Here is a 13,903-nt window from a genome sequence, read left to right as displayed (position 1 = left end):
CTGACCAGGCACGATGGCCTAATCGTTAGCTATCCTGATGATCAGAACTCGATCAAAGGTCTGAACCCTTGTCCGGAGAAAGTGACGGCCCCGCCCGGTCCATTGCGGCGCGCCTGTCCCGGATACTGCCTGCGCGTTGGGCGTTGTGGAGACTTCCGGCCCGGGTCCGGTCACTACTCCTCGTAGTCGAGACCGCCGCCGTGACGGTCATCACATTTGGCCTTTTCCACACTTCACCGGCACCGATCGAGTCCGGTCAAATATTCGTCATGGCGACATTGGTGGTCGCCGCGGCGATACACGCCGAGCTGTCGATCGGGGCGGAACGGGTACGGCGTCGCATCGCCGAGACCCGGTACGTCGACCTCAGCTCGGTCTGGACCTTCGCCGCGGCGCTGCTCCTGCCGCCTCTCCTGGCGAGCGTGGCCGTCGTGGTCACCTATACCCACCTTTACCTGCGGGTCTTCCGCCCCTCGAAAACCCCGCCGCACCGGCAGATCTTCAGCACCTCGACGGTCGTCCTGGCCGTGCACGCCGTCGCCGGCGCACGGGTGCTTCTCGACGTCGGCGTCGGTGAGCTGGACACCTATCGCGGAATGGCCGCCCTGGTGGTCGGGCTGTTCGCCTACACCGTGGTCAACACACTTCTGGTCGTGTCCGCCATCCGGCTGTCCCAGCCCGGGTCGAAGTTCCTGAAGATCCTCGCCGGGGGCGAGGTCGTGCTGGAGATCGGGACGCTGTGCCTGGGCGGGCTCGCCGCCGTCGTCCTCGGGAGCACGTCGGCGTTCGTACTGCTGCTGATGTTCCCGCCGCTGCTGCTGCTGGAGCAGTCGACGCTGGTGCGCCAGCTCGAGGCCCGCGCCACCACCGACGCCAAGACCGGCCTGCTCAACCCGGACGCCTGGCGGTGGCAGACCACGACGCTGCTGCGCCAGGCCCAGCACGACGGCCGGATCGCCGCGATCCTCATCCTCGATCTCGACCACTTCAAGAAGATCAACGACCGGCACGGCCACCTGGTCGGCGACGAGGTGCTGCACGCCGTCGCCCAGGTCCTCATCCACGAGGTCCGCGAGAACGACCGGGCCGGGCGCTTCGGCGGCGAGGAGTTCGTGGTCTCCCTCGGGGGCCTGAGCGAGGCCGCCGTCCGCGGCGGCAAGATCCGCGACGTCGCGGAACGGATCCGCGCCCGGGTCGAGGAGCTCCGCCTCGAGGTCGACACCCCCGACGGGCCGCTGACGATCTCCGACGTCAGCATCTCGGTCGGTGCGGCCGTCTACCCCTCGGCCGGGACCGAGCTCAAGGAGCTCCTGGAGGTCGCCGACGCCGCGCTCTACGCCGCGAAACGCGGCGGGCGCAACCAGGTCCAGGTCCGCTACGGCGGGCCGCCCCTGAACCCGTCGCCGCAGCCGCCCACCCCACCGTTCGGGCTCCGCTCCACCGGCTAGGGGCCCCGGAACGCACGCACCGTCGCCGGGTGCTGCGCCGAAGGACTGTCCCCGTCGGTGAACGCACCCCGAACAGGGTGATCGATCACGTACTCTCCGGTGCGATGAACCGCTACTGGCACGTCGCCGACGGGAGCGTCCGGACCCCGTCCGGTGGGACGCACCGCCCCGCGGCGCCGGTCGGGCCACCTCCGACCCCCGGCGGGCAGGCACCGGGGCGCGCACTGTCGGTCGACGAGCGCTTCGAGACCATCCTCGTGCTCGAACGCCTGCAGGAGACGACGCCGAGCCGGCTCCTGCACGACGTCGCCGGCCGCGCCATCGCGTCCCTGGAGGAGCCCGGCAGGTGACCGATCACCGGTCCCCGACGTAGGTTCGACACGGAACGGGGTCGATCGATGACTCCGCGGCGTCGAGGAGCGGCAGCGGTGAGCGACGAGCGAGAGCCCGGCGCCCGGTCGCCCCGTCTCAGCGCCGTGTTCGGCAACCCGGAGTTCCGTGCGCTGTGGAGCGCCGAGGCCGTCTCCGTCCTCGGCGACCAGCTCGCCCGCGTCGCGTTCTCGGTGCTGGTGTTCCAGCGCACCGACTCCGCGGCCCTGTCCGCCCTGGTCTATGCGCTGACGTTCCTGCCGGCGCTGCTCGGCGGCGCACTGCTCGGCTGGGTCGCCGACCGCTACCCGCGGCGCCGCGTCATGATCGTCAGCGACCTGGGCCGCATGCTCCTCGCGCTGCCGATGGTGTGGCCCGGGCTCCCGCTGCCCGTCCTGTGCGGGCTGATCGTCGCCACCGTCCTGCTCGGGTCTCCGCACACCGCCGCCCAGGGGGCACTGCTGCCCGAGGTGCTGCGCGGGACGCTGCTCGAACGCGGCTACGCCGTCCGGCAGATCACCGGGCAGACCGCCCAGGTCGCCGGGTTCGCGACCGGCGGCGCCGTCCTCGTGGTCCTCTCCCCGTCGGCCACACTCGCGATCAACGCCGCGACGTTCGGGCTGTCGGCGCTGCTCGTACGTCTCGGCGTCGGTGCCCGTCCCGCCCCGGCCCGCGGCGGCCCGGCGGGAACGGGTACGCCGCGGAGATGGACCGGTGACGTCGCCGAGGGGGCCCGCACCGTGTTCGGCGACCCGCAGCTGCGGACCCTGGCGCTCGTGGTCTGGCTCGCCGGCTGCTTCATCGCCCCCGAGGGGCTCGCCGTCGCCTACGCCGCCGAGCTCGGGGCCGGACCGCTCGCCGTCGGGCTGCTGATGGCCGCCATCCCGGCCGGCAGCGTCGTCGGGGCGCTGGTGTTCACCCGCTGGGTCCGGCCGGAGGTGCGCGAGCGGACGACGCTGCCCCTGGCGATCGCCGCGGGCCTGCCGCTGACGGTCAGTCCTCTGGTCCCGTCCGTCGGTGTCGCGATCGTCCTCTGGTCGGTGACCGGAGCCTGCGTGGCGGCCGCACTCGTACAGGCCCAGGCGAGCTTCGTGCGGCGGACCCCGCCCGGTGCGCGCGGGCGGGCCACCGGCCTGGCCGCCGCCGGCCTGATCGGCGCCCAGGGGCTCGCACTGCTCGCCGGAGGTCTGATCGCCCAGCGCTGGTCGCCGGCGGCCGGGGTGGCCACGGTCGGGATCACCGCGGTGCTCCTTCTCGCCGGGCTCCTGGTGACCCCTCCGGCCCGGGCCCTGGGCCGGAGCGCGTGACGGGCGGACTCAGCGCACGTCCACGGTGACGTGGTGGGCGGCGTTGCGGGCCCCGTCGACGGGCTGGACGCGGCCGTCCCGGTCGGTCGCCCGGACGGCGAGGGTGTGCCCGCCCGGCCCGGCGCGGCGGACCGTGCGGAACCGCTGCCAGGTGACGTGCGGGCCGCGGCGCCGTTCCACCTCGGCCGGCGCCCACTCCCCGTCCACCGCGACCTCGACCGCCACGACCGGGACCGCGCTCCACGCCCACCCGGCGACCTCGACGTCGGCGCCGACCCGCGCGCCGTCGGAGGGCACCGTCACCAGGCTGTTCACGTCGAGGTCGCGGACCGGCTGCGGCCCGTCGGCGCCGGGCACCGTCCGCAGGTAGAGCCGCGTGGTGAACAGGTGCTCGGGCCGACGGTCGGACACCGTCAGCGCGCGGAGCCACTTGACGTTGTTCGTCCCGAAGTAGCCGGGGACCACCAGGCGGGCCGGGTACCCGCGCTCCGCGCTGAGGGGGACGCCGTCGATCTCGTGGGCGACGATCCCGCGGGCGAGGGCGACGTCGAGCGGGACGTCCTTGCGGTACTCGGTGCAGGCGACGCCGCCGAACTCGCCCGAGTCCAGCCCGGTCGCCCACAGCGACGTCGCGCCGGCGTGCACCCCGGCCGCGCGCAGGATCTCGGCGACCGGCGCGCCCCGCCAGGTGACGTTGGCGGCGCGGCGCACCGGGACGTCGGGGTCGAGCGGGTTGCCGAAGCACTCGAGCAGTGTGGTGACGGTGGTCTGCGGCAGGGCCCGCAGTGCGTCCGGGTCCAGGTCGAGCGCGGTGTCGACGAGCCCGTCCACACGCAGCGACCAGCCGGCGGCGTCGACGGTCGCGAGCCCGAAGTGCCCGATCAGGTAGACGTCGGACGGCGCGGTCGCGCGCGGGTCGAGCCGGTGCGGTTCCGGCTGCCACTTCACCGGGCCGCCGCCGGACATGGTCACCGGGACGGGAGCGGGCACGGCGACCACGATCCACCGACGCCGCCGCGGCGTCCACCCCCGCCGGTACGGTGGACACTCCCTCCTTCGATCCGGAGCGCCGAGCCCTGACAGACCCGGCCGTCACCGCCGCACGCCGCCTGCTGGTGGCGCTGCTGCTCCTGATGGTCGCCGTCCCGGCCGCGTCGTGGACGACGGCGGTGGCGGGACGGACGGACACGGGGTCGTCGACGTACGCGGCGTCGGACACGGTGCCGGCGCGGACGGGGAACCTCCGGCTCGACCCGTCGCGGGACCGGGAGACCCCGGCCCGTCACGATGCGCACGCGGGCCCGCGGGCCGACCCCGCAGGCCCGTCGCACCTGCCCGGCGGGACGACGACGGACCCGGCGACCGGCGGGACGGCCGGCGCGCCCCACGCCGGGCTCGCGCCGCGGACCGTCACCCACGACGGACCGGGCTCCGGCGGGAGCGGCGACGGGTGGTCGGCACGCGGCCCGCCTGTCGCGGCGATCTGACGCCGTCACCCGCTCCCGTCCCCGACGGGCCACATCCCGAGGTCGCCCCTTTGCGCCGCTCCGTCCTGGTGCGCGCCGTGCTCGCGTGCGCCGTGCTCGCCCTGTCCGCCACCGTCGCCCTGACCGCGTCGCCCGTGCTCGGGCTCGACCTGCGCGGCGGCACCCAGATCGTCCTGCAGACCCGCGACGGCCCCGGCACCGTCGCCGACGAGGCCGCGACCGACCGCACCCTGGAGGTGCTGCGCGGCCGGGTCGACGCCCTCGGCGTCGCCGAACCGACCCTGACCCGGTCCGGGACCGACCGGATCGTCGTCGAGCTGCCCGGCCTGCAGGACCCGGCCGAGGCCGCGGAGGTCCTCGGCCGCACCGCGCAGCTGAGCATCCACCCGGTGGCCGGGATCGGTGCCGGTCCGCCCGACGAGGACGGCCGGCAGCTCTCGCTCGGGCCCGAGGCGCTCGTCGGGACCGACGTCGACTCCGCCCGCGCCACCCCGGACCCGAGCTCGGTCGGGCACGTCGTGGACATCGGGTTCGCGGCGCAGGGCCGTGACGCCTGGCGTCAGCTGACCGCGCAGGCGGCCTGCTCCCCGCCCGGGGACCCGTCGCGGCGGATCGCGATCGTGCTCGACCGGCAGGTCATCTCCTCACCCCAGGTCGACCCGTCGATCGCGTGCGGGGTGGGCATGCCGGGCGGGTCCACCCAGATCAGTGGGTCGTTCAGCCAGGAGCAGGCCGCCGACCTCGCGGTGCTGATCGAGGGCGGCGCGCTACCGGTCCCGGTGGAGCTGATCGAACAGCGCACCGTCGGGCCGACGCTGGGCGCCGACGCGATCACCGCCAGCGCCCTGGCCGTGCTGGTCGGGTCGCTGCTCACCGGCGTGTTCCTGATCGCGGTCTACCGCCTGGTCGGTGTCGTCGCGGTCGTCGCGCTCGCCGGGTACGCGTTGATCGCCTACGCGGTGCAGACGGCGATCGGGGCAACGCTGACCCTGCCCGGCCTGGCCGCGTTCGTGCTGGCGGTCGGCATGGCCGTGGACGCGAACGTGCTGATCGCCGAACGCGCCCGGGAGGAGTACGCGCGCCGTCCCCGGCTCGAACGCGCGGCCGAGGCCGGCTACCGGGGCAGCCTTCCGGCGATCGGCGACGTCACGGTCACCTCGCTGCTGGCCGCCGCCCTGCTGTTCGGGCTGGCCTCGGGCCCGGTCCGCGGCTTCGGCGTGACGCTGATCGTCGGCGTGCTGGTGTCGCTGTTCTCGGCGCTGGTCCTGTCCCGGCTGCTCACCACCTGGGTGCTGCGCCTGCCCGCGGTGCGACGGCGGCCGGGGTGGAGCGGCATCGCCTCGATCGGGCCGGTGCGCCGGAACCTGGAGACCCGCGACCCGGGCCTGCTGCGCCGGACCGGTGCGATCCTGGCCGGCGCCGGGATCGTCGTCGCGCTGGCCGGCGCCGGGATCGCGGTGCGCGGGCTGGACCTCGGCGTGGAGTTCACCGGCGGGCGCCTGGTGGAGTTCACCACTGCGAGCCCCGTCCCGGCCGAGTCGGCCCGGGAGGCCGTCGACGGCACCGGCCTCGGCACGCTGACCGTGCAGGAGAGCGGCGACGGCACGATCTCGGTGCGCGGCGCCGACCTCGACGACGCCGGGGTCGCCGCGCTGCGCGACGCCGTCGGCGCGGCCGGTGGGGGCGCCGAGGTGCTCCGCGACGAGCTGATCGGCCCCAGCCTGGGGGCCGAGCTGGCCCGGGGTGCGCTGATCGCGCTCGGCGTGGCCCTGGCCGCGCAGCTGGCCTACCTGGCGTTCCGGTTCCGCTGGACGCTGAGCGTGGGCGCGGTCGCCGCGCTGGCCGCGAACGTCGTCGTCGTGGTGGGGCTCTTCGCCTGGACCGGCCGGACCCTGGACGGGGTGTTCGTGGCCGCGCTGCTGACCGTGATCGGCTACTCGGTGAACGACTCGGTGGTGGTGTTCGACCGGGTGCGCGAGCGCTGGGCGGCCCACGCCGGCGAGCCGTTCGGACGGGTCGTCGGGTCGGCGGTGCTCTCCACGCTGCCGCGGACGGTGAACACCGGCCTGTCCACGCTGGTCATCCTCGTCGCGCTGCTGGTGCTCGGCGGGGCGACGCTCGCCGACTTCGCGCTGGCGCTGATCATCGGCATCGTGGCCGGGACGGCGTCGACGATCGTGGTCGCGGCGCCGCTGGCGATCGTCCTGCAGAACCGGTACGGGTCCGCACCGCCGCGGACGCCCGCCGGGCCGGGCCGGCGGGACCGCCCGACGGAGCGACCGGCCGGGAAACGCGACCGGGCCCGCCGCGGCGAGCGCCGCCGTACCGACGGCGCGGTCGTCTGACCTCCCCCAGGGGTGGCGTGCCGTCACCGGCGCGCCACCCCCGGGGGCCGGCTCACACGGACAGCAACGACTCCGGCACGTCGACCAGCCGGCTGCGCAGGTACTCCCCCAGGCCCTTGGCCTGCGGGTCCGGACGGGTCGACGACGCGACGCCGGCCCCGAGGATGTCGTGCACCAGCACGTTCACCGCACGCAGGTTGGGCAGCGCGAACACCTCGATCTCGAGCTCGGCGGCCTCCGGGCCGATCAGCTCGCGGACCTTGTCGGGGGTCAGGAACTCCTGCAGCCACGCGTACTCGTCGTCGCTGCGGCCCCACATCCCGATGTTGGCGTGCCCGCCCTTGTCGCCGGACCGGGCCCCGCACACGGTGCCCAGCGGGACCCGCTGCGTCGGTCCTCTGCTCTGCACACCCCCACGCGTCCGGTCCGCCTCTCCCGGGCCCGCGTCACCGGCGCTCGAGGTGGTGGCGCCCGAGGTGGTGGCCTCGGTGTGCGCAGAGCAAAGGGGGTCCGGGATCACCCGTCGCTCGCCGTCGGGCAGCACGACGGTCTGGGTGACCGCAGAGCGCGGGACGGCGGCCGGGCGGTAGACGCCGAACTGGGACTCGCTGCTCGGTGGCGTCGTGGTGTGGAAGCCGGCGTACCCGCCCAGGGCGAGCTGCATCGTCGCGTTGGAGAACGCCCGCCCGACCTTCTTCGGGTCCGGGTCCTTCACGGTGACCCGCAGGTGCGCGACGGCCTGCTCGTTGCCGGGGGCGTCGACGTGGTCGAAGCGCAGCAGCCGGGTGTCGACCTCGGCGAAGCGGTCCCGGCCCCCGAGGACGTCGAACAGCAGCTCCTCGGCGTAGGCCGCGCGCGCGGAGATGTCGAGGCCGGTGAGCACGAGCGTCATCGTGTTGCGGTAGCCGCCGACGTCGTTGAGGGCGACCTTCAGCGTCTCCGGCGGCGCGCTGCCGCGGACCCCGGCGATGCCGACCCGGTGCTCGCCCTCCTGGGTCAGGCGGATCGTGTCGAAGTGCGACGTGCAGTCCGGGCCCAGGTAGGCCGGGGGCCCGATCTCGTAGAGCAGCTGCGCGGTGACGGTGCCGACCGAGACGAGCCCGCCGGTGTCCTCGTTCTTGGTGATCACCGAGGAACCGTCGGCGGCGACCTCGGCGATCGGGAAGCCCGGGTACCGGCGGTCGGTGATCTCGTTCAGGAACGAGTAGTTGCCGCCCGTGGCCTGCGGTCCGCACTCGATCACGTGCCCGGCCACGACGGCGCCCGCGAGCTCGTCGAAGTCGGACGGGCCCCAGCCGTGCCACCATGCGGCCGGCCCGACGACCAGCGAGGCGTCGGTGACCCGCCCGGTGACGACGACGTCGGCCCCGGCGCCGAGCGCCTCGGCGATCCCCCACCCGCCCAGGTAGGCGTTCGCCGAGACCGGCTCGTCGGTGACCGGCGGGGTGATCGCGGCGAGGTCTCCGCGCAGGTCGTCGCCCTCGACGTGGGCGACCTTCGCGTCGAGCCCCAGCCGCTCCGCGACCGCGCGGACGGCCTCGGCCAGCCCGGACGGGTTCAACCCGCCGGCGTTGGCGACGATCCTGATCCCGCGCTCCAGGCAGGTGCCGAGCACGTCCTCGACCTGGGTGAGGAACGTCTTCGCGTACCCGGCGGAGGGGTCCTTGGCCTGCGCCTTGGCCAGGATGAGCATGGTCAGCTCGGCGAGGTAGTCCCCGCAGAGGACGTCGATGCCCTGCCCGTCGGCCGAGGCTCCCTCCACCATCTCTTTGGCCGCGGCGACCCGGTCGCCGTAGAAGCCGGAGCAGTTGCCGATGCGGATCGGGCGGGTCGTGCTGGTCATCAGGCGTTCCCTCCGGAGAACTCGCCGGCCTTGCGTCCGGTGCCGGCCGCTCCGGCGAAGGCCTGCGCGATCGTCATCCACTCGGTCGCGGCCGGGCCGGTGATCGTGAGCGTGGTGTCGTCGCGGTGCCGGCGCTGGGTGACCGCGAGACAGAAGTCCAGGGCCGGACCGGTGACGCGGTCCGGCGCGTCGTCGGGACCCCAGGTCCACGCCGAGCCGTCCGGGGCGTCGAGCTCGACCCGGATCGGGACCTCGGGCAGCGCGATCTCGTTCACGGCGTAGCTGTACTTCCGTGCCCCGATCCCGATGTGCGCGACGTGCCGCAACCGCGGGCTCGGCGACCGCACGACGCCGAGCGTGTCGGCGACGTCCTGCCCGTGCGCCCAGGTCTCCATGATCCGCGCGGTGAGCGACGACGCGGCGCTCATCGGCGGGCCGAACCACGGCACCCGCAGCGACGGTTCCAGCCCCCGGAACGATGCGATCAGCCGGTCCCGGGCCTCGTCGAACCAGGGCAGGAGCTGCGCGCCGGTCAGGTCGCGGAAACGGTCGGCGACCGTGTCCGGGTCGATTCCGCCGTCGGCCTCGATCCTCTCCCGCTCCGCGACGAACGCGTCCGGGTCGGTCGCGGACTGCACGGCGACGTCGTCGAAGTAGGCCAGGTGCGAGACCTGCTCGGCGATCCGCCATCCCGCCGCGGGCGTGTCCCGGCGCCACGCGTCGTCGTCCAGCGGCGCGAGCAGCTCGCGCAGCACGGCCGACTCCGCGGCCAGGTCGTCGGCGAGGGTGTCCATCGACACGGGCATGTCTATCTCCCCTTCCAGACCGGAGCGCGCTTGTCCCGGAACGCGGCCGGGCCCTCCTGCGCGTCGGCCGATCGGTACACCGGCGCCCAGATCTCCTCGGCACGGTCGTAGGCCTCGGCGAGACCGTGGTGTGCCGACAGGTAGGCGGTGCGCTTGCCGGCGGCCACCGACAGCGGCGCGTTCGAGGCGATCCCCGCGGCGAGGGCCTGGGTGCGTTCGCGCAGCTCGGCGGCCGGGACGACGTGGTTGACCAGCCCCACCTCGCGGGCGCGGGCGGCGTCGAGCGGGTCGCCGGTCAGCAGGATCTCGAGCGCGACCCGCGGCGGCACCAGCCAGCTCAGCGGCGCCGCCCACGGCGACCCGCGGCCGACCTTGACCTCGGACACGGCGAACCGGGCGTGCTCGGCGGCGACGACCAGGTCGCACTGCTGGGCGAGCAGGAACCCGCCGGCGAACGCCACCCCGTTGACGGCGGCGATCGTCGGTTTCGGGACGTCGATGTTGCGGCCGAACTGGGGCAGGAAGTCGGGTGGCGGGATCTCCAGGGAGGTCTCGGCCATCTCCTTCAGGTCGCCGCCGGCGCAGAACGCCTTGTCGCCGGCGCCGGTCAGGACCAGCACCGCGGCGGAGTCGTCGTCGACGAACGCCCGGGTGCCCTCCCACAGCCCGTCGCGGACGGCCTTCGACAGCGCGTTGCGGGCCTCGGGGCGGTTGATGGTCAGCCAGGCGACGCCGTCGGTCACCTCGTACGTCACGACATCGCTCACGGGAACTTCTTCCTCAGCTCGGGACGGTTCAGCTTGCCGCTGCCGGTGCGCGGCAGGGCCTCGACGACCTCGATCCGCCGTGGGCGGTGGATGCCGCGCAGGTCCGGGTGGTTCGCGCACCAGGCGGCGACGTCGTCGGCGGTGACACCGTCCTTGTTGGGCACCACCACGGCCGTGACCTGCTCGACCCAGCGGTCGTGCGCGGTGCCGATCACGGCGACCTCGGCCAGGTCCGGGTGGTCGGCCAGGTGCTCCTCGACCATCTGCGGGAACACGTTCTCCCCGCCGGAGACGATCATGTCGTCGATCCGGTCGACGTAGTAGAGGTAGCCGTCGGCGTCGGCGGACATCAGGTCACCGGTGCGGAACCAGCCGTCCGACCAGCGCTCCGCCCCGAGCTCCGCCGAGCCGGGCGCGCTCCAGTACCCCGGCGTCACGGCGTCGCCCTGCACCCACAGCTCACCGACGTCCTGCGAGCCGGGCACGACGTCGTCGCCCCCGTCGACGGGCACCAGGCGGGTGCGCACGACCTGCTCCAGCGGCCTGCCCATCGAGTCCGGGCGGCGTTCCTCACCGGGTGCGTAGGTGACGACCAGCCCGCTCTGCTCGGTCTGGCCGTAGATCTCGGTGCCCTCGATGCCGGTGCCCGCGGCGAGGCGATCGATGGCCGCCGTCGGGGTGCGGGAGCCGCCGAACATGCAGATCCGGAACGAGTCGAGCACGACCGGCGCCCCGACCGTCCGGTTCCCGACGTCGATCATCATCGTGGAGATCAGCCCGCCGTAGGTGGGCCGCAGGCGCTGCGCGAGCTCGATCCAGACGAGCGGGTCCCAGCGCGGCATGAACGTGATCTGCCCGCCGCGCAGCAGCACCGGCAGGCTCGCCAGCTGCAGGCCTCCGACGTGGAACAGCGGCATGCAGTTCAGGACGTGGTCGGCCGCGTCGATCTCGTAGAGGTCGATCACGCCCTCGACCTGCGCGGCGATGTTGCGGTGGGTCTGGCGGACGCCCTTCGGGACGCCGGTGGAGCCCGAGGTGTACATCAGCAGTGCGTCGTCGCGGTCCAGGCGCGGGACGACGTCGTGGCTCGGCTCGTGCGCGGCCAGGGCCGCCGCGTAGGACCCGTCCGGACCGATCGTCAACAGCTCCGGGGTCTCGTCCCCCAGTACCGCGTGCAGGCGCCCGACGTCGCCGGGGAGCACGACCAGGTACCGCGCACCGGAGTCGACGACGGCGTGGCGCAGCGGCGCGTCCGGGAACATGTAGTTCAGCGGGACGCCGACCCCGCCCGCCTGCCACGTCCCGAACAGGCCCTCCAGGTACTCCAGGCCGTTCGGCAGGAAGAACCCGACCCGCGTCCCCGGTTCGACGCCGGAGGAGCGCAGGAACGCGGCGAACCGCCCGGCCGACTCGGCGAACCGGGCGTAGCCGACCTCGGTGTCGTCCAGGCGCAGTGCCACCTGACCGGCGTGGTCGGCGGCGCTGCGACGCAGCAGTGTCGCGAGGTTCACGACTCCCCCTCTTCCACGTCGGAGACGACGGCCAGCACCTGGCCGGTGTCGACCTGGTCGCCGGCGCTGACCCGGACCTCGCCGAGGACGCCGTCCCCGGGCGCGGCGACGGTGTGCTCCATCTTCATCGCCTCCAGCACCACCAGCGGCTGCCCCGCGGTGACGGCCGCACCGGTCTCGCCCAGCACCCGTACGACCGTGCCCGGCATCGGTGCGAGCAGCGACCCGGCCGCCGCGACGGCGTTCGGGTCGGCGAAGCGCGGCACCTCGCCCAGCGCCACCGAGCCGTCCGGGCCGTCCACGTAGGACCGGCCGCCGCTGCGGTGCACCGTGTAGGTGCGGCGCACGCCGTCGACCTCCAGCGTCACCGTGTCCGGTGTCGCCGACAGCAGGACGACGGTCTCGCCGAGCGGCTCGCCGTCGACGGTGATGTCCAGGCCGCGGGCGGTCCCGGTGCCGCCCCGGCGGAACCGGTAGGTCACCTCGATCTCGCGGTCGCCGAGTGTGTAGGCGATCCGCTGCGGGGCCCCGCCGACGTTGCGGAAACCCGACGGGATCCCGCCGAGCACCCGCGCCGACGCCCGGTTCCCGGCCTGCGTCGCGAGCGCCGCGGCCGCGGCGTGCCGCGTCCCGCCGGCACCGAGCGTGCCGGAACCGAGCGCGACCGGGTCGTGGCGGACGAGATAGCCGGTGTCGGTGCTCCCGGCCAGGAACTCCGGCTCGCGCAGGATTCCGACCAGCAGGTCCCGGTTCGTGGTGACGCCGTGCAGCGCCGCCCCGGCCAGCGCCCGGGCCAGCGCGCGGGCCGCCTCGCCGCGGGTGCGGCCGTGCGCGATCACCTTGGCCAGCATCGGGTCGTAGTGCGGCGAGACGACCGACCCGTCCGCGACGCCGGTGTCGACGCGCACGTCCCCGGGGACGTCGAAACGGTGCAGGGTGCCGGTCGCCGGGAGGTAGGTGGCGACACCGTCGTCGCCGCGCGCCACCGTCTCGGCGTAGAGCCGCACCTCGATCGCGTGCCCGTCGATCCGGGCGTCGGTGACGTCCGGGCCCAGGGCCTCGCCCTCGGCGACCCGGATCTGCTGCTCGACCAGGTCCAGGCCGGTGACCAGCTCGGTCACCGGGTGCTCGACCTGCAGCCGGGTGTTGACCTCCAGGAAGAAGAACGCACCGTCCTGCCCCAGCACGAACTCGACGGTCCCGGCGCCGGTGTAGCCGATCGCCTTGCCCGCCGCGACCGCCGCCGCGCCGAGCTCGGAGCGCAGTGCCTCGTCGACGGCCGGGGACGGGCTCTCCTCTACGATCTTCTGGTAGCGGCGCTGGATGGAGCACTCGCGTTCGAACAGGTGCACGACGGCGCCGTGCGTGTCTCCCAGGATCTGCACCTCGACGTGGCGCGGGTCGACGACGAAGCGCTCCAGGAACACCGTCCCGTCACCGAACGCCGACGCCGCCTCGCGACGCGCCCCGTCGACGGCGTCGCGCAGCTCGGCGTCCGAGGCCACCACGCGCATCCCGCGGCCACCGCCGCCGAACGCGGCCTTGACCAGCACCGGGAAGCCGATCCCGGCGGCGACCGCGGACAGGTCGGTGTCGTCGGTGACGGTGGCCCCCGGCAGCACCGGGACACCGGCGGACTCCATCAGCGCCTTGGCCTCGAGCTTGGAGCCCATCGACGCGATGGCCTCCGGCGACGGCCCGACGAACGTCAGCCCGGCCGCGGCGCAGTCCCGGGCGAACGCCTCGTTCTCGGAGAGGAACCCGTAGCCGGGGTGCACCGCGTCCGCACCGGTGGCCCGGGCCGCGGCGATCACCTTCTCCGCGCGCAGATAGGTCTCCCCCGGCGTCGCGCCGGGCAGGCGCACCGACTCGTCGGCGAGGGCGACGAACGGGGCGTCGGCGTCCGGGTCGGAGTAGACCGCGACCGTGGAGATCCCCAGGCGGTGCGCGGTGCGCATCACCCTCGAGGCGATCTCGCCGCGGTTGGCGACGAGCAGTTTCGTGATCAGGGGCACGGGGC

At 74.3% G+C, this 13,903-nt stretch carries 11 protein-coding genes; 5 read left to right on the top strand and 6 right to left on the bottom strand.

Features of this window, described 5'->3' with window-relative positions; all coding sequences use genetic code 11:
- The first annotated feature begins 269 nt into the window (after positions 1–269).
- The 3 genes from EV383_RS06225 (at position 270) to EV383_RS06215 (ending at position 3,124) form a co-directional block, all read left to right on the top strand.
- Positions 270–1,448 (top strand): GGDEF domain-containing protein, encoded by a 1,179-nt coding sequence (locus tag EV383_RS06225; protein ID WP_242622928.1) that lies wholly within the window; start codon positions 270–272, stop codon positions 1,446–1,448.
- Between the two features lie 104 nt (positions 1,449–1,552).
- Entirely contained in the window at positions 1,553–1,798 is a 246-nt protein-coding gene (locus EV383_RS06220) for a hypothetical protein (RefSeq protein WP_130289014.1), read from the top strand.
- Positions 1,799–1,876: 78 nt separating this feature from the next.
- The gene (locus EV383_RS06215) at positions 1,877–3,124 is read left to right on the top strand and encodes an MFS transporter (RefSeq protein ID WP_242622927.1); all 1,248 of its coding nucleotides are present in this window, start codon (positions 1,877–1,879) and stop codon (positions 3,122–3,124) included.
- A gap of 9 nt (positions 3,125–3,133) precedes the next feature.
- On the opposite strand, the gene EV383_RS06210 is transcribed toward EV383_RS06215, so the two are convergent.
- Positions 3,134–4,114: a molybdopterin-dependent oxidoreductase gene (locus tag EV383_RS06210; RefSeq protein WP_130289012.1), complete on the bottom strand. Its 981-nt coding sequence runs from the start codon at positions 4,112–4,114 to the stop codon at positions 3,134–3,136.
- Between the two features lie 50 nt (positions 4,115–4,164).
- Here EV383_RS06210 and EV383_RS31995 point away from each other — a divergent pair, with 50 nt between their 5' ends.
- On the top strand, positions 4,165–4,611 hold the full coding sequence (locus tag EV383_RS31995; RefSeq protein ID WP_130289011.1) for a hypothetical protein: 447 nt from the start codon (positions 4,165–4,167) through the stop codon (positions 4,609–4,611).
- Between the two features lie 50 nt (positions 4,612–4,661).
- Positions 4,662–6,956, top strand: coding sequence for a protein translocase subunit SecD (secD, locus tag EV383_RS06200; RefSeq protein ID WP_130289010.1), 2,295 nt, complete (start codon positions 4,662–4,664; stop codon positions 6,954–6,956).
- A 52-nt stretch (positions 6,957–7,008) separates the two neighbouring features.
- Here the strand turns inward: secD and EV383_RS06195 are convergent, their stop codons facing one another.
- Genes EV383_RS06195 through EV383_RS06175 form a run of 5 tightly spaced genes read right to left on the bottom strand, consistent with a single transcriptional unit; the run spans position 7,009 to position 13,892 of the window.
- The gene (locus EV383_RS06195) at positions 7,009–8,799 is read right to left on the bottom strand and encodes an acyclic terpene utilization AtuA family protein (protein WP_130289009.1); all 1,791 of its coding nucleotides are present in this window, start codon (positions 8,797–8,799) and stop codon (positions 7,009–7,011) included.
- Entirely contained in the window at positions 8,799–9,605 is an 807-nt protein-coding gene (locus EV383_RS06190) for a TIGR03084 family metal-binding protein (protein ID WP_130289008.1), read from the bottom strand. The genes EV383_RS06195 and EV383_RS06190 overlap by 1 nt, the downstream gene beginning before the upstream one ends.
- Before the next feature lie 2 nt (positions 9,606–9,607).
- Positions 9,608–10,372, bottom strand: coding sequence for an enoyl-CoA hydratase/isomerase family protein (locus EV383_RS06185; RefSeq protein ID WP_130289007.1), 765 nt, complete (start codon positions 10,370–10,372; stop codon positions 9,608–9,610).
- On the bottom strand, positions 10,369–11,883 hold the full coding sequence (locus tag EV383_RS06180) for a class I adenylate-forming enzyme family protein (RefSeq protein ID WP_130289006.1): 1,515 nt from the start codon (positions 11,881–11,883) through the stop codon (positions 10,369–10,371). The genes EV383_RS06185 and EV383_RS06180 overlap by 4 nt, the downstream gene beginning before the upstream one ends.
- Positions 11,880–13,892 carry an acetyl/propionyl/methylcrotonyl-CoA carboxylase subunit alpha gene (locus tag EV383_RS06175; protein WP_130293988.1) on the bottom strand — a complete coding sequence of 671 codons (2,013 nt, stop codon included), beginning with the start codon at positions 13,890–13,892 and terminating at the stop codon, positions 11,880–11,882. The genes EV383_RS06180 and EV383_RS06175 overlap by 4 nt, the downstream gene beginning before the upstream one ends.
- Positions 13,893–13,903 lie beyond the last annotated feature (11 nt).

Source organism: Pseudonocardia sediminis (assembly GCF_004217185.1).
Classification (GTDB): domain Bacteria; phylum Actinomycetota; class Actinomycetes; order Mycobacteriales; family Pseudonocardiaceae; genus Pseudonocardia; species Pseudonocardia sediminis.
Note: the sequence above shows the minus strand (reverse complement) of the source record. Positions and strands in the feature narration are given on the sequence as shown.